The 23035-nt window shown below is 41.3% G+C and carries 16 protein-coding genes; 7 read left to right on the top strand and 9 right to left on the bottom strand.

The features are described from left to right. Positions 1-151 precede the first annotated feature (151 nt). Positions 152-349, bottom strand: coding sequence for a PA3496 family putative envelope integrity protein (locus L4C39_RS15660; protein ID WP_113798668.1), 198 nt, complete (start codon positions 347-349; stop codon positions 152-154). A 359-nt stretch (positions 350-708) separates the two neighbouring features. On the opposite strand from L4C39_RS15660, the gene L4C39_RS15655 reads away from it, so the two are divergent. Genes L4C39_RS15655 through L4C39_RS15645 form a run of 3 tightly spaced genes read left to right on the top strand, consistent with a single transcriptional unit; the run spans position 709 to position 2954 of the window. Beyond that, positions 709-1533 carry an ABC transporter ATP-binding protein gene (locus tag L4C39_RS15655; protein WP_113798666.1) on the top strand — a complete coding sequence of 275 codons (825 nt, stop codon included), beginning with the start codon at positions 709-711 and terminating at the stop codon, positions 1531-1533. 9 nt (positions 1534-1542) lie between these two features. Then, positions 1543-2475, top strand: a complete 933-nt coding sequence (locus tag L4C39_RS15650) for an ATP-binding cassette domain-containing protein (protein ID WP_429746794.1) — start codon at positions 1543-1545, stop codon at positions 2473-2475. After that, positions 2472-2954, top strand: a complete 483-nt coding sequence (locus tag L4C39_RS15645) for a transcriptional regulator (protein ID WP_113798662.1) — start codon at positions 2472-2474, stop codon at positions 2952-2954. Before L4C39_RS15650 ends, L4C39_RS15645 begins: the two co-directional genes overlap by 4 nt. Before the next feature lie 320 nt (positions 2955-3274). On the opposite strand, the gene L4C39_RS15640 is transcribed toward L4C39_RS15645, so the two are convergent. Then, a complete protein-coding gene (locus L4C39_RS15640) occupies positions 3275-5251 on the bottom strand; it encodes a replication initiator protein RctB domain-containing protein (RefSeq protein WP_261889998.1) in 1977 nt (658 codons plus the stop codon). 1438 nt (positions 5252-6689) lie between these two features. Between L4C39_RS15640 and L4C39_RS15635 the strand changes: the two genes are divergently transcribed. From L4C39_RS15635 to L4C39_RS15625, 3 genes are all read left to right on the top strand, one after another. Continuing rightward, a complete protein-coding gene (locus L4C39_RS15635; protein WP_113798658.1) occupies positions 6690-7907 on the top strand; it encodes a ParA family protein in 1218 nt (405 codons plus the stop codon). Positions 7908-7914: 7 nt separating this feature from the next. Beyond that, complete coding sequence (locus L4C39_RS15630; protein ID WP_429746791.1) at positions 7915-8889, top strand: ParB/RepB/Spo0J family partition protein; 975 nt, start codon at positions 7915-7917, stop codon at positions 8887-8889. Positions 8890-8981: 92 nt separating this feature from the next. Further along, positions 8982-11150 (top strand): tRNA(Met) cytidine acetyltransferase TmcA domain-containing protein, encoded by a 2169-nt coding sequence (locus tag L4C39_RS15625; RefSeq protein WP_429746789.1) that lies wholly within the window; start codon positions 8982-8984, stop codon positions 11148-11150. A gap of 380 nt (positions 11151-11530) precedes the next feature. Here L4C39_RS15625 and L4C39_RS15620 read toward each other — a convergent pair whose 3' ends face one another. Further along, positions 11531-11599 carry a hypothetical protein gene (locus tag L4C39_RS15620; protein ID WP_353958745.1) on the bottom strand — a complete coding sequence of 23 codons (69 nt, stop codon included), beginning with the start codon at positions 11597-11599 and terminating at the stop codon, positions 11531-11533. Between L4C39_RS15620 and L4C39_RS15615 the strand changes: the two genes are divergently transcribed. Then, on the top strand, positions 11579-13255 hold the full coding sequence (locus L4C39_RS15615) for a flagellar assembly protein A (protein WP_429746829.1): 1677 nt from the start codon (positions 11579-11581) through the stop codon (positions 13253-13255). The two genes, L4C39_RS15620 and L4C39_RS15615, sit on opposite strands and share 21 nt — an antisense overlap. 95 nt (positions 13256-13350) lie before the next feature. Here L4C39_RS15615 and L4C39_RS15610 read toward each other — a convergent pair whose 3' ends face one another. The 6 genes from L4C39_RS15610 to L4C39_RS15585 all read right to left on the bottom strand — a co-directional run bounded on the left by L4C39_RS15610 (position 13351) and on the right by L4C39_RS15585 (position 22835). Continuing rightward, positions 13351-15465 (bottom strand): type I secretion system permease/ATPase, encoded by a 2115-nt coding sequence (locus L4C39_RS15610; protein WP_113798649.1) that lies wholly within the window; start codon positions 15463-15465, stop codon positions 13351-13353. Between the two features lie 18 nt (positions 15466-15483). Beyond that, a complete protein-coding gene (locus L4C39_RS15605) occupies positions 15484-17394 on the bottom strand; it encodes a bifunctional diguanylate cyclase/phosphodiesterase (RefSeq protein ID WP_136995004.1) in 1911 nt (636 codons plus the stop codon). Between the two features lie 5 nt (positions 17395-17399). Continuing rightward, complete coding sequence (locus tag L4C39_RS15600; RefSeq protein ID WP_371712380.1) at positions 17400-18074, bottom strand: transglutaminase-like cysteine peptidase; 675 nt, start codon at positions 18072-18074, stop codon at positions 17400-17402. Positions 18075-18224: 150 nt separating this feature from the next. Further along, positions 18225-19616 (bottom strand): HlyD family type I secretion periplasmic adaptor subunit, encoded by a 1392-nt coding sequence (locus tag L4C39_RS15595; RefSeq protein ID WP_017053860.1) that lies wholly within the window; start codon positions 19614-19616, stop codon positions 18225-18227. Between the two features lie 124 nt (positions 19617-19740). After that, positions 19741-20991 carry a sigma-54-dependent transcriptional regulator gene (locus tag L4C39_RS15590; protein WP_429746785.1) on the bottom strand — a complete coding sequence of 417 codons (1251 nt, stop codon included), beginning with the start codon at positions 20989-20991 and terminating at the stop codon, positions 19741-19743. After that, entirely contained in the window at positions 20991-22835 is a 1845-nt protein-coding gene (locus L4C39_RS15585; protein WP_429746783.1) for a sensor histidine kinase, read from the bottom strand. Before L4C39_RS15585 ends, L4C39_RS15590 begins: the two co-directional genes overlap by 1 nt. Between the last annotated feature and the right edge of the window lie 200 nt (positions 22836-23035).

Raw genomic sequence — 23035 nt, 5'->3', positions numbered from 1 at the left:
CAATTGAACAGCAAATCAGCAGAATGAATCTTAATATCATTGCACCATTACACGGCATCAAGCTGATACATTTTCCTTCAGGCAACAAAAAAGGTGGACTCGGCCACCTTTTGAATTCTCGTTTACTGCAACGCGGTATCTCTATATTTGATTAATGAAGTAATCCTAATTCTCTCGCCTCATCCATACTCAAACCACTTTCTCGAATCTCTCTCATCGCTTCAATGCGTCTGCGAGCTTCCGCTGATTTTAGTTGACGTTCAGGCTTACGGTTCACTTCTTCTTCCGTGATATCCCACGTATTTGCAATATTTGTCATTTCGTCATGGTTGATTGAATTGATCGACATGTTTTCCTCCGAAGCACCATGTAGCGGACAGGTAATCTGTAGCAAATGTGGTTTTCGTTGTTAAGACAATCTGTACTGAAATGTGATGATTCCGACGCTTCACAAACCTAATTAATAAATGCCTCATTTAAACTTTGCCAAAAGCATTTTCTGCAATTACATTTAAAAGATTCCCCATAAGAAATGTGGTTTGATCCAACTCTCATTTTCCCTCTCACCATTCTTCTTCTCCGCTGAAAATTCGTGTAACAACTCAAGATAAATTTCGAGCTACTTCATTATTTTTGTGCTCACCGCTTTCACTAAATTCAACACATGCTAATGATAATGGTTATCAATATCATAACTGGGTATTTATCATGTCTGTGGGAAATTCAGATACACCACTTCTCGAAGTGAAGAATTTATGCGTCGACTACATCACCGATGATGGTGATTTCAACGCGGTCAAATCCGTCAGCTTTAGCATTGGCCAGGGTGAGATTTTTGGGCTAGCCGGAGAGTCTGGCTGTGGCAAAAGTACCATCGCGTTTGCTATTAACCGTCTGCATAAGCCGCCCGCGTTCATATCTGGTGGCCAAATACTCTTTGGCGGACAGGATCTGTTGAGCTTATCAGACAACCAATTGAATACCTTACGTTGGAGCGAGATTGCTATGGTGTTCCAGAGTGCGATGAATTCACTCAATCCCGTGTTAACCATTGAAGAACAATTTGCCGACGTGCTGCGCCATCATAAAGGAATGGGCAATAAACAAGCGAAAGATCGCGCAGAAAAGTTACTCGACTTGGTCAACATTCCGCGCCACCGACTCACCGAATACCCTCACCAATTCAGTGGGGGAATGCGCCAACGTTTAGTCATTGCCATTGCCCTCGCACTTAACCCTAAACTGATCATCATGGACGAGCCAACAACGGCTCTAGATGTGGTAGTACAGCGTGAGATTTTACAGCAGATACACCAACTCAGAGAGGAGTTTGGCTTCTCGATACTCTTCATTACCCACGACTTGGCATTAATGAGTCAACTATGCGACCGCATTGCCATCATGCGTCACGGCCAAATCGTTGAAGTCAACCAAGCCTATAAGATTCGTAACAATCCACAGCACTCCTACACCCAAAAACTATGGAGTTCTTTCCCTAATATTCACGAACATGCTCACGCGACAGCCTGCTAGGAGAGCTCTATGTCACAACCTATTTTTCAAGTAAAAAACCTCGTTAAAGAATTCACTGTCGGCGGTGGATTTGGCAAAGAAGAAATATTCAGAGCCTTGCACGGCGTAAGCTTTGACCTATATGCAGGAAGAACGTTGGCACTGGTTGGCGAGTCTGGGTGCGGGAAAAGCACATGCGCGAGGCTGATGACCAAGGTTTACCCTGCAACTGAGGGAGGGATCCTATTCAACGGCAAAGACATTTCTACACTCAACAGCCGCAAAGACATCTTGGATTACCGCAGCCGTGTGCAAATGGTGTTTCAAGACCCATTTGGCTCACTCAATCCTACTCACACCATAGAGCACCACTTAACGCGCCCGCTTAAGATTCATAAGCAAGTCGCCAATAAAGCGGCTCTAGAAGAACGCCTTAAAGAGTTATTAACGCTGGTGGAGTTACCCGTCGAAACTCTCGCGAAATACCCTCATGAACTCAGTGGCGGCCAAAGACAGCGGGTTAACCTAGCCAGAGCGCTTGCGGTTGGGGCTGAAGTCATTCTTGCCGATGAACCGACCTCGATGTTGGATGTTTCAATTCGACTTGGCGTGCTCAATCTCATGCAAAAAATGAAGAAAGAGCTTGGGATAGGCTTCTTGTACATTACTCACGACCTTACGACCGCACACTACATAGCAGAAGAAACCGCGGTAATGTATAAAGGACAAATCGTCGAATGGGGATCAACCCAGTCGATCTTAACTAACCCGCAACACCCATATACGAAATTGTTGATCTCTGCGGTGCCAGATCCCGATCTGCCATTTGGTGAACTCGTAAAAAATGAGCCAAACTATTCCATAGACGCAGATCGTATTCGAAAACAGAGCAGCGAAATACAGCATGAAATTAAGCAAGTCGCAGATAATCACTTTGTTAAACAGTGGGATAATGTTGCATGAATGAACTTGACACTTGGTTAGAGCCCGTCGGCGATTGGTACAAAAACCGAAAGCATGATCAAGTGGAATGGTTAGAACCTTTGATCTTAACGCCTCCAGATGCACTCTGGGGGCCTTTGATCACGGATGAACAAAGCAAAGGCATCGCATGTTGGTTAGACGGCTGCCTGCGTATCTTTACTTTCTACCGAAATTCAAACCAAAATCCACATCATCAAGAAAAAGCCTACCAATATCTGATGTTCGCTTACAGCAAGCTTCAGGCGGTATGTTGTGACACGAGAGCGGAGCCGGATTTACAAGAGTGGTGTACGCAGAGAGTACAGCATTTGTGTGTACTCGCTTTGGAGTTTGCGAATCAACAGCAAGGGTCGCGCTGGTTACAAGAGTCCGAAAAATTGATCGAATCGCATGTCCGCTTTATGACAAGCCAGTCTCAGAACGATGATCAAGGTAGTGTGAAACATCAGATTCACTGATCATCCCCTATAGATCCAATATCAACTCATCAAAATGACAGTCCACTTAAAACAACAAGATCCATTGAAAGTATGATCTGAACTTGATCATGCTTCGGCATCTAATAATGTAAAATTTTGATTTTTAATGGTGAATGGAATTTAGGGCAAAAAAAAGCGAGCTCCGAGGAACTCGCAAAATCAATTCAGAATGAATGTAACAATATGAGCCAATCTATTAATTCATCAGAAAGGACAAAAGGTTGTCTATTCGGGATAAATAATAAGCAAGTATCACATTGGCTATGTCAGTTCATCGTCAAGGTTATGTCTGATTATCATCAAATACCAATCGCCACTTCATCCAATGCGCGGAAAACGGCTTCATCTAAATGTCCATCAAAGACTTGCTTGCAAATTTTACGTCGAACCGCCAAACCAGAAATTAAGCGTTCAATAGAGAGGTGCTTGTTTTCACTTTGATCATTATAAAGTTCAATCATCTTACTCAATGTTTCGTAAGGAATAACTTGTTCTCCTACGCGAAGCCAATCTAACTTATCAATAAGCTCTGAACACTCATCTTTGATTGAGTTAGGTGAATGGCCTGTCATCGCAGCTAAAGCCATTATGCTGCGTTCTAGCGCCTCTGGAGAGGTGTATTTAGAGAGTGTGATCGTAATTTCGTCAGCGTTGATTTCAACCAAGTGTTTTCTTTGCTTAACTCGACGACCAAGTTTGCCACGTGGAGATGGCGATTTACGTTGAATTGGTTCAAACTCTCCATCAATGATCTCTGAAAGCTCTTCGAGTTTCTGTTTAGACACCATTTCATTCCGCAGCGGATTTGGCAGGGTTGGCGCCATGTTTCGCTTACCTGCATTCGTGGTACGAGCACGTGAATAACGCAATACTTCTTCCACATCGCATTTGATATCGACTTGATAATCTGTTGGCTTGCCTTTTTCTTCGATCGTCTCGATCGTTAAGTGGTAACCCCACAAATTTACGACAAATAGATCATCTGACTTTTTACCTTCAGACAGCCTTTTCAATTCACGGATCAAATCCATTGAAAAACGACGCCATTCGATATTTCTAGCCAGTTTTTGGTTCAGTTCGCTGAGTAACATACTGTCAGTATGACGACGTGCCATACGAGTCCTAAAGTACGAATACAATTGGAAAACAAGCGTATGTTGTCTCAAGATTTCTGGTGGAAATAGGAAGAAATAATCACGAGTCATTAGCTCTTCATAGAATGATGGCTCCCAAACTAAGATATATAGGTTCGGTTTAATGCGTATTTCGCCGTCAGAGCCTTCTGTAGGGGCTTCTTCTGATGCAGTAATAGTACGAGCTAGAAATCTAAAACGATCGCTCTTAAAGCCTTCTGGCATGTTTTCACTTAACCATCGGCCAGTGAGTTCATGCAGTTGAAAATCGGTGAATTCAATTCTGTCGATACTGTCTCGAATCGAATCACGTGCAGGACCACTATCCTTCTTACCTCTAAGAGATAAAATATCAGTAATATACAGGGGCGTTTTATTTGGCGTCGGTTTCGCATCAAGGTGGTAGTCATCTTGATGATGATCGTGATATTGAACAGTGAGTGTAAACAACGCGAAAAGCGTCATAAGATCATCAACGGTCATAATGTTTTTAGATGATCTTGTTTCGATCACAGCTCTAGTGCCTGAGATCGATACCATCGATTTCTGGTAACTTTTTCGAGTTCTTGGCGGAGCAAGTGCTTGATCTATGATTCCGGCCCAATTCGTTGGAGATACAACAAATTGATCGGCCTCATCTTTCATGCTTGGTGGTGTGTTCAACCCATGTTCATTGAGTAAACGCTTGTTCACCTTCGTTTGGGCTAGTGCTTTAGAACGTTTCTGTTTTTCGTTAAATTTAGCAGATTCAGTGATCAAGCTTGTTGCACCCAAAACAGAAATCAACTGATTTGGATTTACAAATTTATGTAACATCGTCTTACCAGCAAGGCCCTCTTCGAAGCGAACTGGTGTTTGTGAGAATAAACCGATATTCACCGCTGCTCTTAATCTTTGCTGTAAAGCTGCTCTTGTTAGTTGACCTTCGGTTGCTTCAACAATGTCTGTTGTTGAAACATAACCATCTTTGCTGGTAAAACTCCTTAAAGAGATCAAATTAAGCAATTCAATAATGCTTTTAGTTACTCCTTTGAAGTGTTGATATTGTTCTATCCAATCAACAGCAGCTTCAGAAACTTCAAACATGTGACCATCTTTATGGCTACGCGGGGCTTTAATTAGAATTTTTTGCACAGAGGTCATGATTAGATCCGTATCACACTAGCCGTAATGTCATTATAGTTCCCAAAGAATAAAGAAAAATAGATCATAAATAAAGAAAAAATTTATTGTTTTTAAATAACTGATCTTTCTGATTAATATGATTATATTGATAATATGATCTAATGATCTGGACGTGGATTCGCTTGTAAGCCTTTGTAAATAAAGAGGTAAAATAAATGGCCTTCAGAAGCATGATCATAAGATGATTGAAACGATGATCATTTAAACAGTGAAAAGATGATCACTTAAATCTAGAAGCATGATCATTAAAGCAAGTAAAGAATGATCAAGGTGATTTCGAAACAATGATCATCTGCGCTACACATGTTATCCACAGATCTTTTTTATCCACGACAGATATTTTTTACTTATCCAACGCGATTGACCCTAATTTTCATTAAAACCGATTCAAATGCCTGGGAAACATGATCATGATAAGTGGATTGGAGGGGATTTCCATTCTAGTTGGTTAAGTTTACATCAAATTTGACTTTGGATTTCTGATTTTTGGTTAACTTGATATTTGTCTTTATATTGAAAGCATGATCAAGGACTTATTCTATTGATTTCTGGTGAGGTAACTCTACGTTGATGTGCGTATTATCGAGGCGATTTATCATGAAGCCTTATTCTATCTGCATTTGCCCGTAGTTTGTGGTCAGAAACTCATGCTTCCGTATATTTATATGGTGATCATTGTTCCGAATGTTGATCATTAAGTTATATGATCAACGTTCTGTGTGTGTTAGGTAATATTTCCCTTGATCATCGTTCGATAATGCCGTTAAACCCCCGTAAGCATGATCAAGGAAGCTTTCATGATCATGCTTCCTAATTTTTGACAGGATTTACACGGTTTAAAGCTGATCTTAGTTGTCGTTGTCTGACTATGACGTTGCTGTTTTTTTAGATTTCTTGTCGTAATCTTTAGGTTTTTTGGTCTGTTTATTATGAAAATGATGATATTTTTACGAGTAACGAAGCGGTTTATGATTAATTTATTAGGCTTGTGACATGCTATATTTTATAGCTTGTGTGTTTTTGTGTGAAAATTCACCAGGATAGTTTCTTATGCCGATGACTGAATGTGCGACATATTGTTAGCTGGCGGTTCTTTCATGCTTAAAGTGAAAAAAGTTAGAAATACATTAGCCGTAAGTTGTGAAGGAAAAGTAATCGTTCCGATGATTGTATATTTTACACTGTAAATGAGTGACGCTGTAACACTTTCGTTTTATGAGTTTTTGGAGCTTGTTCTCCTAGTAAATTTGTGCATAAATAGTGAGATTTCACAGTATTTGACGTTAATGTTTAATATTTATTGTGATTAAGCTCAAAAATGTATGTTCACCTTTTTGTTGTTTTGCTTTTAATTTGCTGTACAATTTGTTCAAGGTATTTTTAACGGAATTTGGCAATGAAAAGAGAACAAACAATAGAAAATCTCTATAGGCTAGCCGAGCAAACACAACAGGTTCAAGCTGATCGCATTGAAATTGTGCTAGAAGAGCGTAGTGATGATCGTTTTCCTCCGATGTCTAAGGCATTAATGGAGACTCGTTCTGGGTTAACTCGTCGAAAATTGGATGATGCAATCAGTAAATTAGAAGCTCAAGGGCATCAATTTACGAAAAATAATGCCAATCACTACTCTATATCACTGCAAGAAGCGCACATGATAATGGATGCTGCTGGCGTTGATAAATTCCACCAGCGTAAAAAACATGGCAATAATAAGCCTTGGGTTATTAATGTTCAGAATCAGAAAGGTGGGACAGGCAAGTCAATGACCGTCGTTCACCTTGCTGCGTGTTTGTCTTTGAATTTAGACAAACGTTACCGTATTTGTCTTATCGATTTAGATCCACAAGGCTCTTTACGTCTATTTTTGAATCCACAAATTAGTGCTTCTGAGCATGAGAATATCTACTCTGCTGTCGATATTATGCTGGATAATGTTCCCGAAGGTGTCGATGTTGATGCTGAATTCCTACGCAAAAATGTGTTGTTGCCAACTCAATATCCGAACTTGAAGACGATTTCTGCTTTCCCTGAAGATGCGATGTTTAACGCTGAAGCTTGGCAGAACCTTTCTCAAGATCAATCACTAGATATTGTTCGTCTGTTAAAAGAGAAACTCATCGATAAGATTGCGGACGATTTTGATGTCATCATGATCGATACCGGTCCTCACGTTGACCCGCTGGTTTGGAATGCGATGTATGCCTCTAATGCACTGCTTATTCCATGTGCGGCAAAACGACTGGATTGGGCATCAACTGTGAACTTCTTCCAGCATCTACCTACGGTATACGAGATGTTCCCTGATGACTGGAAGGGCTTAGAGTTCGTTCGTTTAATGCCTACCATGTTTGAAGATGATAATAAAAAGCAACTTTCAGTACTGACTGAAATGAACTATTTGTTGGGTGATCAAGTTACGATGGCAACGATTCCACGTAGTCGAGCATTTGAAACTTGCGCGGATACTTACAGCACCGTTTTTGATTTGACGACAAGTGATTTTGAAGGTGGTAAGAAAACCTTAGCGACCGCTCAAGACGCAGTCCAAAAGAGTGCATTAGAAATTGAACGCTTATTGCATAGTAACTGGTCGTCATTGAATCAAGGGTAATTAGAATATGGCTATTAAAACTTCTGACTTGAATGCTAAATTATTTGGTAAAGCAAATAAGCGCCGAGTTGTCACTCCTCAAGAAGCACAAACCGCAGCAAAAGATAAGACTCAGATTATTGAGTTGGCGGTGGCCGGAGAGGAACTTGTTTCATTCGAATTGATCCGAATCCCAGCGAATAGCATCACAGAAAAGACGGTTGTTTTTGCGGAAAATGCCCGTGAACAATCATTTTTAAATGAACATGCTTTGTCTGATGTTTTAACGACATTGCGTGAACGTGGACAGCAATATCCTGCTGTTGGTCGTAGAACTGAAGATGGAAGAATCGAAGTTCTAGACGGTAGCCGTCGTCGCATGTCATGTATTCTTGCGGAAAAAGAGTTTTTAATCTACGTCGCTGATGATATCAATGCCGAACGCGCTAAGTTTTTGTCTGATGTTGCAAATGCTCATAAGCCACTTTCTCTGTATGAGAAGGGTAAAGAGATGCAAGCTAAGCTCGATAGTGGTGAAGTGGAAGATCAAAAAGCATTAGCAGCAATGTTTCAATGTAGCGAAGCATTAGTGAGTGGGGCACTGAAAGCAGCGTCATTGCCACTCGAACTGTTGCAAGCATACCCAAATGTGGGTGACTTGGGGCGTCCTACAATTGTTAAGTTACACAAGCAATTTGGCGAGTTAAGCACACAAGAACAGTCAACTTTACTTGATAAGTGTTTATCTGAAGACGGCTTTGTTTGGCAACGTAGCCAAGCTCAAGGTGTCGCTCGCTTAACAAAAGATGTGACTGAAACGATTGAAGAATGGATCTATCAGTTATCGCCACCTAAGAAAAATGCGACGACAGCAAAAGTAGAGTTTGTAAAAGGCAGAGCGAGCTATAGCCGAAAAGGTGCTAATTTAGCGTTGAATTTGAAAAAAATTGACGATGCGACCATGCAGGAAATTCTAGATTTTGTTCAAACAAAATTAAACTAGTTTCAATATTTTACTATGTTCTCAAAAGCCGCCAAGTGCGGCTTTTTTTATGTCTTGTGATAATATTATCGTAGACTAACTTGAGAACCCTTATGAATTCACAACAATCCTTTCTAATTGATCTTGTCGATATCGCAAAGAAAAACAATCACCGTTATGGTGTTGTGTTAGATGGCGACGCCCGATGGCAAGATACGCTTCTTTCATACCACTTGGCGGATACTTTACAATCCACTCAGTTAAACGAACCTACATTTTTTCAGCTTGGTGGAACAAAGAGAACAAATTGCGAATCTGTTAGTTTTAAACAAGGTAAACGCTTTTTAGGGAGAGAGTGTCAGCGGTTGATCTGCGACTTTCGCGATGGGTTTGATGCCAATAGTTTTAGCTCTGCGCTTGGTTCGTTAGTTGGGGGAGGGCTGTTATTCATCTTAATCGCAGAAAATGAAGAACAGTCTATCGCGCAGCATTGGTTGAAGGGTTGTTTGTCTCAACTCTATTTGATTGATTCAGAGGGGGGCTTGCCAGCTCTTCCTTCTGTCATTGTTGATGATGCCCTAGGTGATACTCCTCTTTCTATTCCTACGCCCTTTCGCCAGCAAACGGAAGCGATAGACATGATAAAAAATGTCGTGTTCGGACATCGTAAGCGGCCACTCGTATTAACAGCAGATAGAGGCCGTGGTAAGAGTAGTGCACTTGGTATCGCTGCATCTCAGTTGATGAGTGAACGCCCTCTTAAGATAATGGTCACGGCTCCTAATTCTCAAGCTGTTGCTCCTATTTTTGAGCATGCTTTTAAGGGCTTACCAAGCTCCACTTTTATCACAAAGCATCATTTGCAGACCTCATCGTCATCACTTGAATTTATTGCGCCCGATGAGCTTCTAAACCGAATTAACGAGTGTGATGTATTGTTTGTTGACGAAGCCGCGGCCATTCCATTACCCATGCTCAAAAGATATGTTCAGCATCATCACCGAATTGTTTTTTCTACCACAGTTCATGGATACGAAGGGAGTGGGCGAGGCTTTGGACTAAAGTTTCAAGCGTGGCTTAATGAGGTAAGACCGGGTTGGAAGCCATTTTATTTAGAGCAGCCTATTCGTTGGAATGTTGGTGACCCTTTAGAAAAGTGGCTCTTTGATAGTTTTCTTCTCAATGTCGAACTTGAGCCGATAGATGTTGAGCGCTCTAAGCGTTGGATTGAAGAACAGAGCTTAGAGAGGATGAGTTGGCTACATTTGGATAAAGCTAAGTTAATTGGGGCTAAGTTAGTTGAAGCTGCGCTTAGCCGTCATGCTGTTCCTGAAGTGGATATACTGAATGAACAGTGTCATGGAATCCATAATCCTCTACGGGCGTGTTTTGCATTGTTGGTTAATGCCCATTATCAAACAACACCAAATGATTTGATCCAACTTCTAGCCGATGACTCAATTCATCTATTTGGACTTTTTTCTGGCACAGATTGTATTGGCTGCCTTCTTGTTGTTGAAGAGGGAAATCTCTCTGATGATTTAATCGATGATATTCAACGTGGCAAACGACGACCTAAAGGACACTTAGTCCCAACGACTCTTGCTAACCATCTTGGAGCCACTGTAGCGGCGAAGCAGAAGTGTTTGCGTGTCATGCGTATTGCGGTTCATCCTGAGTTGCAAGGATACGGATTGGGTTCTTTCATGCTTAATAAACTCGAATCTTCAACTCTTGATTTTGATTATCTTGCGACGAGTTTCGGGGCGACTCAGCAACTTGTCTCATTCTGGAATCAGGCTGGATACGAAGCATTACATATTGGTCATCAACGCGATCAAGCAAGTGGTTGCCACTCTTTACTCATGGTTAAGCCGTTTGGTGCAGCCACTGAGGTTTGGTACGAAAAATCACATCAACGGTTTATTCAGAATCTGAGTTATCTTGTTTCCGATTCATTATCTGCAATGGAAGTGGATTTGGTTCTCACTCTCCTACCATCCCTTTCTATTGATTCAATTTCATCTGATGAGATTCATCTTCTTGATTGCTATATTTCAGGCGGTGGTAGTTTTGATGGGATTGCAGTTATCGCGTCTAAGTTCATTATAGAGATGTCGCTGAGTCACAAAGATGAAATCAGTGATTTGCTCATACTGAAAGTGATCCAAAAACATCGCTGGGTTCAGTGTTGTGATATGTTGGATCTGTCAGGCAGGAAACAGGCTGAGCGTTATGTTCGAGATCATCTCCAGTTATTGCTCAATTTACACTGTAAATAAATAGCCGAAGGGGCGATTTACACTGTAAAACGCCTCGTTATTCTAGAACGTCACTGCGCCAATAATTAACATCAAAAGTTTAACCTTATTCCTATCTCATCTTGATGCCACTTCAGTACTAACCTACTCAAAGATTCACCGATGGCTAATGATCTATTGGCATATTTATGACGTCAATAATTTGTAAAAAATACGAATACTCAATAAGTTGAGGAAAGTGAAGAGACAATAGATACGATTAATCATGGTATAAATCGTATCCAATCAATGCGCATAATTATTTCGTTTTTTCCACAATGAAAGTAAGTGATGTAACGCTGATTATTGATATGACAGCATTCTAACTATTTTATAATTTGGATAGACTGATTCCATAATGTCTAAGTTGTCTGTATGAGAGCGTAAATATGTGGAATAAAGTTGTCTCTATGTCTGAAGACGATAAGCAGGTCATTGCGAAACTGCCATCGACGGTTGTCGTTGAAAGCAATTTCGATCAGACAGGGTTAGATGAAGCGCTTGATGCTTTAGATGCCCAAGACTTATGCTTATTAGAATCAGAGGTAACTCGTTTCATTAATTGCGCAAAAGATGGTAAAGGTGATGCTTATGAAGGTTTCGTCATTGCTGAGTCTCGTAATGCGACATCGGTTGTTGAAGTCACTGATAACGATATGCTTGCCACCATGGTGATTACAGGTGCTTATCGTGGGCGAGGTTTACGTGGTAACGAAATTGTTCATGCGCTCGCAACTGCTCATGTAACGAAAGGCATAAATAAGTTAGCCCTAAAAAAAGTCATGGCCGTAAGCGCAAGTTTAGCTGGAGGTGAGGTTTTCAATCAACCCGTTGCTCAGGGGAAAATGCCGATTCAAGGGACTGACAGCCAGTTTATCCCTTTGGTGGATGATGTTACTAAACAAGTTCTTAAGCCTCAGGGCGATAAAACTAGCACTGGTAAGTTGGATATGCGTAATCTAGGTGAGACGATTACGGTCGCTGAAAACGAACAAGTAATGAAAAGAATCCCGTCAACAAAAGGTGAGGCTGGATTTACTGTTCAAGGCAAAATTATCCCGCCTCAGCCAGGAAATGATGTCGCACTCCAGCCTGGTAAGGGGACTCATATCTCCCCAGATAACCCCAACTTATTACTCGCAAGTTTTGCTGGTATGCCGCTAATCAAGCCTAAAACCATTGATGTAGATAACGCCATGTGTGTGAAAAATGTAAGCGTGGCTACGGGGCATATAAAATTTAAAGGTAGCGTCGTTATTGCTGGAGATGTCGAACCGGGGATGATTGTCAAAGCGACGGGTTCAATCACTATTGGTGGTTTTATTGAGTCGGCCGATGTTCGTGCTCAAGGCGACATACAAGTAGGAAAAGGGATCATTGGTCACACCGTAAGTGATGGTGAGGAAAAAACCTGTCACGTGAGATCTAGCGGCTCAATAACGGCTAACTACGCTCAATTTTCAGATTTGCAAGCGGGACAAGATATAAGACTCAGCGTGCATAGCATGAATAATGAAATTCGCTGTGGTCATGATTTAATTGTTGAAGACGCTAACCAAAAGCAAGGTACCTTAAACGGTGGTTGCGCTAAAGTTGGACGCAAAATTCAATGTGTGCATTTAGGTGTTGAAGGGGACAATGCAACAAAAGTTATCCCTTTTGCTCGATACGACATGTATAAAGAGAAAATAGCTAAGTACAAAGAGCAGTATAAAATCGCGCAAGCTGCAACAATGGATGTTATTCGTAAAGAGATGGAGTTTAAGAAAAAACCAAAAGCAGAGCGGAGTGATGAAGAGGCGCACATTATTGAACAGATGAAAGCTCAAAATAGTGTGACTTTGGAAAAAGTGAAAAAACACCTTGAAGGACTTGAGTTAGAATTTGATGGCTTACTGGAAACAGCGACGGTAGATGTGATTGATAAGGTGTACACCCGAGTGAGTGTTCATTATGGCGATGAGTTTATTACGACGAAACGAGTACATGGGCCGAGTGTTTTTTCATTTAATCATTACGAGATATCTTGTGAGTCCAAGTTGGCAGAGGGAAGTGACGCTGAGTCAGATGACGATATTTCGATGTAATCAATACTTAAAAATAAAGCCCTTATCAAGTGATAAGAGCTTTATTATCAATAATTTTTTAGATACCCATATTAACAATACAAGTAAGATCAGAGTTAACTTGCTGCTTTTACTTTCCCTCTCTTCAAATCAGCTAATACTTGCGTTTTTGGTCCATCGGCAATGATGTTGCCTTTTTCCATAACAATAACGCGGTCGACAATATCTAACATTGAAGTTTTATGAGTAATTAGGATTAATGTCTCACTTGGCATTAATTGGCTCAACTGGTGCTTGATATGCATTTCAGAGCGATTATCCATGGCACTTGTGGGCTCATCCAATAGCAAAATTGGAGGTCGACCTAAAAATGCTCTCGCAATGGCAACGGCTTGTCGCTGGCCTCCTGATAATTGCAAACCACCTTCGCCAACTTGTCGCTCTAAACCCGCAGGGTCTTGTTGAGTAAATACCGTGACCCCAGCTCGGTTAGCGGCATCCATTACATCGCGATCGTCCACTAATGTTCGGCCTAAAGTAATGTTATCTCGAATCGAGCCGAAGAATAGATTACTGTCTTGTGGAACACAGCCTATATTGCGTCTGACATCTACGTGATGAAGTTGCTCAATATCGGTCTCATCAATCCTTACATGACCCTCTGTTGGCTTATACAGGCCCATAATCAAGCGTTCTAGCGTTGTTTTTCCTGAGCCTATTCTGCCAATGATGGCGACCTTTTCTCCTGGGGTAATGGTTAAGGAGAGCCCGCGAATGGATGCGACTGGCGAGTCAGGGTAATGGAAAGTAACATTATCGAGTTCGATTTTCCCTTGAATGACTGGACGATGAATGTAGCGTTTTCCTTCTTCTTGTTCATCAGGCATGGACATCACTTGTTCAATGATGGTCATTGACGATTTAGCTTGGTTGTATCGCGTTGATAGTAGGGATAGTTGAACCAGTGGGCCAATGGCACGACCGCTTAACATGGTTGCTGCAATCAGCCCACCCATTGTCAGTTCGCCTTCAGCAATGAGGTAGACACCTAAGATAATCATTCCCACATTTGTGCTTTGTTGAACAAACCCTGCGGCATTTTGGATGCTGTCGGTTAAGCGACGGCTTTTAATATTCCAGTTCGCCATATGAGCGACGGCTTCTTCCCAGCGGTACTGAAACTGGCTCTGCGCACTAAGAATTTTAACCGTTTCTAACCCTGCCAAGCTTTCTATTAAATTGGCGTACTTCTGTGAGGCAAGTCGGGATCCCTCTTCAATGGTTTTCTTCAGCGGGCCTTGGATCAGTAAAGAGTGGATAATTAAGATGACCACACCAACGATGGGTACTAATACTAAATTGCCAGCCATCAGCCAGATTAAGCCTAAAAATAACAGAGCAAAGGGCAAGTCGATCAACGATGACATCGTCGCTGATGTGAAAAATTCACGAATGGATTCAAATTCTTGTAGATGGCGAGCGAAAGCCCCAACGGATGGAGGTTTTGACTCCATGCGGATCCCCATCACTTTACTGAATAGTTTGGATGAAATCAGAATGTCCGACTTTTTACCTGCAACATCAATGAAGTAACTTCTGAGTAACTTTAAGCACAAATCAAAAGTGAATATGACAAAAATACCACTCGCGAGTACCCACAAGGTTTCAAATGCAAGATTAGGGACGACTTTGTCATACACTATTCGTGTGAACATAGGAGCGGCTATCGCAAACATATTGATTAAGATTGAAGCGATCAATACATCACGGTAAATGTTGCGTGATTCCCATAACGTACTCCAAAACCAGTGACCTTCTCTAGTTTTGAGTACTTCCGGCGAACGTTCATCATAACGAAACTGTTTTTTTACTAGAAAGTACCGTTCAGTGTATTGCTCTTCAAGTTCAGCCAAAGGCAAGTTCACGGGGATCATGCCAGATTCATGGGTGATCACCTCCGCTTCCTGCGTCTCTTTGTTTATATTGATGAGCACACACGCTCCACCGTTCTTGAGAAGTAGAACAGCAGGAAGAATGAGAAGAGGAATGTCCAATAGTTTGGACCGGTTTTCTTTTGCTACTAGGCCTGCGCGTTCTGCTGAACGCGGAAATAGGAAAGGCGTTAACCTTCCGTCTGTTAGCGGTAGGCCATTGATTAGCGCTTCAGGTGAATTCGCTAGTCCGTAATAACGGCTAACATAGATAAGCGAATTGAGTAGCGGATCTTGCATTCAATTGAACCTTAATTCTTATTTATCAACGATGAAGCCTTGGAACACTTCAACAAAATTTTCTGACAAGAAATCTAATTGGGTTTGAGTTTCCACGCGTGATGCTATGGTTGTTATCCCTAAGTTATGTGCTGTTCGAGAGATGGATGTCAGTGTGAATTTCTGTTTTTCATCGTTTAAGTGGTGAGTGAACAAGTAATCCAATTTCACGTAATTGGGTCTGAATTCATTGATGTAATCGAGAGACTGGAAGTTACGACCATAGTTGTCTACTCCAAAATCAGCGCCAGCAGTACGAATAGCATTACACAATAACGCGGTGTAGTGGGGGGCATTAACAAAGCAATTTTCAGGGATCTCAAAATGTAACTTGTTTGCAATGGAGGCGTGTTTGACCAACATCTTGCTCACCCAACGAATGAAGCTTGGCTGAGAGACACTGCTTTGGGCAAGGTTAATTGCGATAGGACAGTCAAACTCACCATTATGTAATTTTTCAATAATTGACTGGATAACAAATTCATCAAAGATGTGACTGGCTTGAAGTTGCTCAAGAGCGAATAAATACTGATTGGCGCTGTATCGCTCACCATCTTTTTCTATTGATGAAAAGACTTCACGATGGAATGTTTTTCCCCAGCTATTGTTGGCTTCTTGGAATCTGAAATTGACCCAACCATTGTGAATCGCTTCTTCAACAAGAGTTTTCCACTGTTGCTTACCGAGGATGTTTTGTCCTTTATCACTGCAAATTAACGCGTATGGTAGAGAGGGATCTGCTTTTGCTGTCGATAACGCATTATCGACTAAAGATAAAATTTCTGTGGTTGTTTTCGGGGTACGGTTAAATGTCACACCCAGCGAGATCTTAGGATTTGCCATTCCAGTAGGATCGGAGTCCATACTGCGCACGCAATTGATGATGCTGTCAGAAACAATTTTTAACTCACTCTCATCCATATTTGGCAGAATAAAACCAAATTCATCGGAAGAGATCCTTGCGATGGTTGCACCTGTTGAGGTAATCGTATGTTTAAGCTGTGCAGAGAGATCATGGATAAGAAGATCGCCTTGTTCATATCCTTTTTCATCATATTCATCTTTAATGAATTGAGCATGTAAAACGGCTAGGCCACCAACGGCTGATTCAGATAACCATTGGTTAAGTTGGGCGAGATAAAATGCACGGTTTCCAAGTTGAGAAATAGGATCAATGTAAGCTCGGTCTCGTAATTTTTGAGCTTCTTTGGCTTGAGCTTGAAAAGCAATCTCAACTTGCGTCGACATGTGGTTGATACCGTCAACAACAGAAATGAGATCTTTGGTGTTTGGCCTTTCTAACGGTTCACCAAATTGATTGTTGGCAATTTGGTCCATTTTGTTGACGATCTGTTTTAGTGGAATTAAAGCGTGTCTTAAAATCAAAGATATCGAGATTAACCCTATGAGAAAGATGCCACTAAAAACGGTGATCAAATCGATAAATGCTTTCCACAGTTGTAAGTAGGCAGGGCCGGGATGACTGACGATTTCAACTTCCGCAAGTTGCATCCATCCGCTGGTGACGACTCGGCGATCATGTATTTTTTCAAATAAAGGAAGGTCAGTGAACCAAGTTGGAACCTCTTTCGAACCGACAGGGTATGAACGGAGAATTTCTTCACCTGAATCTAGAAAAATAAGCCTGACCACTGAATACGAACTTCCATCAAACAGGGCATTGATTACTGATTCAACGGCGACAGTGTCATTGTCTTTTAAGTAAGGGGCGAGTGCCAAGCCAACGGTATTGATTGTATTATTTACTTCAGAGCGTTGCTGCTGCTCTAGGTTATCGCGAGTGGTATTGAATTCGATAATGAACACTGACGCTATGAGCATCAAAAATACCGCTGTCATCCCCACGACAAGTTGTCTATATAAAGTCATAGTGCTTACTCATCATAATTTATAATTGGTTTATTTAAGTTTAAGTTTCGCTCTCTAGAGCGTAAATCGTTCCACAAGCTGAGCCTTGATGACTTACCAGCTAATTTTCCGCTTGAGTTCTTTGACTTCATTAGCCACAAGTTTTTACCGTTAAAGCTATAAATCGGTAGTAAATCTGGGCGTGAAGACGCTCGTTTTATTTCAGGATTAATGTTGTCTAAAATCAGAGGCTCGGCGCTGGGTTTTGAATAATAGGCTAATACCATATGAAACTGATTCAGTTCTATTGCTTTAACATACACCAAACGAAGTTTCTTATCTGATACACCAAGTTCGAGTAATGAAAAGTATTTGGCGATAGTAAAATCCTCACAATCTCCAGCATTACTACCTAGAAACTCTAGCGGTGTTGCCCAATAATCTTTTTTTCCCCATAAATCGATATCATTAACAAAATAGAGTTGATTGAAGAATCGATTGACTGACGTTAGCTGCTGTTTTTCTGGCAACTTATGAAACTTCGCGATCTGGTTTCGCCAAGTGTTTACTCTTTTCCCTGCCCGTTCACCATAAGTGATAGTGACAGCGTCAATCCACTGTTGTTCTTTCGTGTTTAATGCTAGCGATGTAAAAGATGCTAATAGTATTGAAAATGAAAGAGCTGCTAGCTTAAGTTTCATTTAAAAGTCACTGTATCCACGAAGTTAAGGTTAGTTATCACGTTGTTCTCCTTTAAGGCTTCCGTCGAATTCATCAAAAGATAGAGCTCGATGTCCAATCTATTTTTTATTTAGAGTATTACTCTTTTAAAGCATCATTCTTTTAAAGCATTATTCTTTTAGAGCATTAGTCCGAGCGCTTAAGATTGGCTTGAGTAGATACTCCAACACGGTTCTTTTTCCAGTGATAATGTCGATGGATGCGGTCATTCCGGGAATAATGGGTAACTCTTTATCATGACCAAAGTTGGTTTTTTCGGTACGAACTCGCACAATGTAAAAGCTGTTCCCTTCTTCGTCTTGTGTTGTATCTGCACTGATATGTTCCAACACGCCTTCCAAACCGCCATATTTAGTGAAGTCATAGGCGCTAAACTTCACTATTGCTGCCAAGTTAGGTCTTAAAAAAGCGATATCTTGTGGGGCTATTTTAGCTTCAACCAGCAAGGTATCTTCAGTGGGAACGATTTCGACGATATCCATCCCAGGCTGAATTACCCCGCCCACCGTATTGAAGTTCAGTGTTTTTACGGTGCCGGTAACGGGTGAGATAACATTGGTACGGTTAACTCTGTCTTCCAAGCCCACTGCTGATTCTGTGATGGCAGATAACCTGTCTTGCGCGTCATTGAGCTTCTCTTGCTGCTCTGAACGAAATTTTAGTGCAGCATCAATTCGGCTAAGCATCGCCTCTTTGATTGCAGATTGCAGAAGTGGGATCTTCAATTCGCTAGAGGTCAGTTCACGTCTAGTATCGTTCACTTGGCGTTGAAGTTTTAGTAACTCAATACGCGGTACCACGCCTTCTTCAGCTAATGGTTCCGTAATTTCGAGTTCTTTCTGTGCGAATTGGTAGCTTCTCTTGAGGTTTCTGGCTCGGGCTTGAATTTCGATCAGATCTTGTTGTCGCTGAATGACTTGTTGATCAAAAACTGACAGTTGGTTACGTAGACTATTAAGATCTTGTCGATATTCAGCTTTTTGGCGACTAATTAATTTCGGCTGAAGTTCGCTAAATAGAGGAGGGAAAGCGAGTTTTCCATAATCAATTTTTACGCTGTCTTCCCAATTCTTTTGAGAAACTTCTTCATTGATAACCACACTGCTTATTGAAGCTGAAAGTTGTAAAACATTCGCCGTTAGATTTGATACTTGCTGTTCTCGCTCACGGTAATCCGACCGAAAACGAGTGTCATCGATCAGTAATAGAGGTTGTCCTTTTTGGACTTGTTGCCCTTCATGAACCAGTATCTCTTTAACTAAACCACCTTCAAGGTTTTGAATAATTTGGATTTGAGATGAAGGCACCACTTTTCCTTGGCCTACGGTGACTTTATCTATTTCTGCCCAAGAGGCCCAAAGCCCAGCAATAATAAAGAATAGAACCATGATCCATAGCATCAATCGTGCGCTAGTCGGAGTATTGAGAAGCAATGCCGCGGTTTTGTCATCTACGTAATCAAGCTCATTCTTTGAGAGCTTGTCGTAGTTTTTATTACTCATGTGCGTTCCTTGTCAGCATGCATCGTTTAAGTCTCAACGATATTTTAGGCTGATTTTAACAAAATGTTAAAGTTTTTAGGTAATTACCTTATTATACAACAGCCATTGGGATTTTATTAAACCTCTAAGTTTTAAAGTGAGATTTATCTAATTGGTGTTTTTTCAGTTTGTCATAGAGCGTTTTTCGTGAGATTTGCAACTCTTGTTGGATTTCTTTCAAACGGCCGTTATGTCGTTGCAGAGCATCCATTAGTAGAGAGTGTTCAAAACGCTCTGTTTTCTTAGAAAATGAATCGCTCTCCGTGGTTAACTCAGACAACAATACTTCAGGGGATTCTTCCGCAGGTTTTAGAGCTCTCATCTCAGCATAGTGACGTAGCTGTTTGATGTTTTCTGGCCATTCGTAGCTTTCGAGTTGTTGAATTTCGTAGTTTTTAATGGTGGGAGGCTGTAACTGATATCGACTTGCCGCCCCACGGACAAAGTGCTTAAACAGTAGACCAATATCCTCACGTCTATCTTTCAGTTCTGGTAATGAAAAATGATACAAAAGGGAGGTCGGTTGATTCTGTGATGATTCAATTTCTTGAGGTAGTGTATTGGTTGCAAGAATGAGGCGGCAGTTGTGCATGTTAATTGTCAGTAGTTGTTGCCAATGCGCAAGGGTTAGGATTTCCGCGGAGTGAATGTAAATCGTTCCTCCCTGGTAGTGGTCCGCAAGCTTAGAAATAGAATCAATCAGCTCGCACTCTTGTAATTCGCATAACGTATAAGCCGAAAGGGGATAAAGCTCAGCTTGTGGCGATGAATGGATGTCATGGGTGTACTGCGCGGCGATACGTTTACCTGTTCCAACTTTACCAACAAAAATGATCGGTAGTCTGGGTTCGAGTTCTATCAGCTTGCGCCGTAAATCGATAATGGCTTTGGAATGACCGATGAGTTTTGGACCAACCTGACTCTGCATCTCTAACTCTTTTTTTAACCAAATGTTTTCTCTGACTAAAGTGAGCTTTTCTTGTGCTTTATAAATGGAGGCGAGAAGCTTTTCGGTTGAAAAAGGTTTTTCTAAAAAATCGCATGCTCCTGATTTCATCGCGGTTACAGCCGTCGATACATCGCCATATCCCGTGAGCACAATAACTTGGAAGTGAGGGTTGTTACCTAGCAACTGGGTCATGAAATCGAGCCCTGTCATCACTGGCATGTGAATATCTGTTATCACAATCGCTGGCGTTGTCATATCAATCGTGCTGAAAACTTCAAGGGCATTAGGAAAAGTCACAACATGGATCTGTTCAATCAGTAACGCTTGAGAAATCGCATCTCGGATTGCTGGCTCGTCATCGATTAAGTAGATGGTTTGATTTGGCATTATTCTTCCTCCTTTATATCCGATCCGTGATTTGACCGAGCAAGAGGTAGCCGAATAGTAAATGCTAATCCGCCTTCTTCTCGGTTATGGGCTGTGATATATCCATGATGCGCTTCAATAATTCGCTTCGTAATAGTAAGCCCGAGCCCTAACCCTTCTGGTTTTGTTGTGAAAAATGGGTCAAATAGCGTGGTAATTTCTGTGTCATTTATCCCCGGCCCATTATCCCAAAAATGAAGGTTGCCTTCTCTGTTGTTCACCTCCCACTCAATGCCGATTTGTGGGTTGTGCGACTCTGTTAAGGCTTGCAAAGCATTGTGGATTAGGTTGACTAATACTTGCTCTAACTGAACGGAGTGAATTGCCACATATTGGTCATTCGCAATTGCGGGAATACGCAGTGTAACGCCTTGGCGTATTGCTTGAGTGCTTAGAATACTGATAGCGTTATTTATCGCTAAATGCACGCAAGCGGAACAGGTATCGCTTTGGTTGCTTTTACGAGTAAACACTTTTAAGCGGCTAATAATGTCCGCGACGGTTTGATTGAGTTCTACCATTTTGTTGAGGTTACTCGTCACTAAATCTAGGTGCCCCATCTCTAATAGACGCAGGCTGTTTTCACTGTAAGTCCTCATTGCGGTAAGAGGTTGATTAATTTCGTGGTTGATACTGGCTGATAGTTCTCCCAATAGCGCTAATTTTGCCGCTTGAGTCAGTTCATGCTGAGTCTGTTTTAGTTCATGTTGAGATTGCTGATATTGAAAAATTGTATTTTCCAACTGTTCATTGGCGTGTTGTAAAAATTGAGTACGCTTTTCTACTTTACTTTCTAGTGCTTGGTTTAAGTTTAGCAGTGCGTTTTTTGCGTGATATGTTTGTCTCCAGTACCAAGTGACCACGATGAGCAGGCTATAGACCAGCAGATAGATAATAGCGACCTCACTGGTTGCTATCAGTAGTTGACTCTTTGGTTGTAGTGCTAAAATTTGATAGCCGTTTGTGTTCGATGGTTGAGCGTATAGATAGTGGTCATTGGTTGAGAGTAGTTGCTCGGTTGGTAGAGTCAGATCTGCTGTGAAAAGTGGACTAATATTTGGCTCTGTGAGCAAGCTGATTTCTTGCACGCCATATTGACGTGTTGACTGCAGTACTTGGTGTTGTTTTGCGTTTAAAGGGGATACTGATTGATATAGCCACGGAGCGAAACTGCTTAGAAATACGATGTTGTTGCTATCAATCACCATTATTTGCATGTTATCAGTACGGATCAGCTGCTCTATATTTTCCAAGCTGACTTTCACCGTCAAAACGCCAACAATGGTTTGCTTAAAGAAGAGTGGGGATGAAAAGTAGTAGCCACGTTTATTTGAACTGATCCCTAAGCCAACGTATTGGGATGACAGCCCCTTTATTGCCTGTTGAAAGTAGGGACGAAATGCGTAGTTATTGCCAACAAAGCTATTGGGCTGATCATGATTACTTGCCGCAATACTGACACCGCTCAAGTCGTTAATGTAGATGGTGTCTGCAAGGCTTTGAACGGACCACTCTTCGAGTAATTCATTGAGTGTTTCAGAGCTTAATTTCCCCTCAAAGTAAGCCGCTATTCGTGGGTCGTGATCCAGTAAGTTGGGTATTTGCTGAAATTTGGCGAGCTCAGAATCTATCTGTTGGTAGGCTTTCTGAGCGCTTGCGTTGAACTGTTTTTGTAGCTGTGTTTGCTTGTATTGAGTTACGCTGAAAAAGATCAATATTAAACTGACGAGACCAATGATGACTGATTTGATGATGAATTGTGAATTGGTCGATAGCGATGATGAAAACGTCGATAACTTAGACAAATAAACCTCGAAGATATGCCGATCATGTGGGTGTTTATTTAGCTTATCAGTTTGAGCCACATATTAACGCGATCCAGCTATCAAGGGCTTCCAGTTTGTAAGTGTTTGTTTGTCTAAGAGTTGGTTTGGGGAATTTCGATTGTTACTTGTGTTTCGTGATATAACAGCGCAAAATCTAAAAAAAATTCTAAGGAGTAGAA

Origin of the sequence: Vibrio clamense (assembly GCF_050337905.1) — a bacterium.
In the GTDB taxonomy this organism is placed as follows: Bacteria; Pseudomonadota; Gammaproteobacteria; order Enterobacterales; family Vibrionaceae; genus Vibrio; species Vibrio cortegadensis.
Note: the sequence above shows the minus strand (reverse complement) of the source record. Positions and strands in the feature narration are given on the sequence as shown.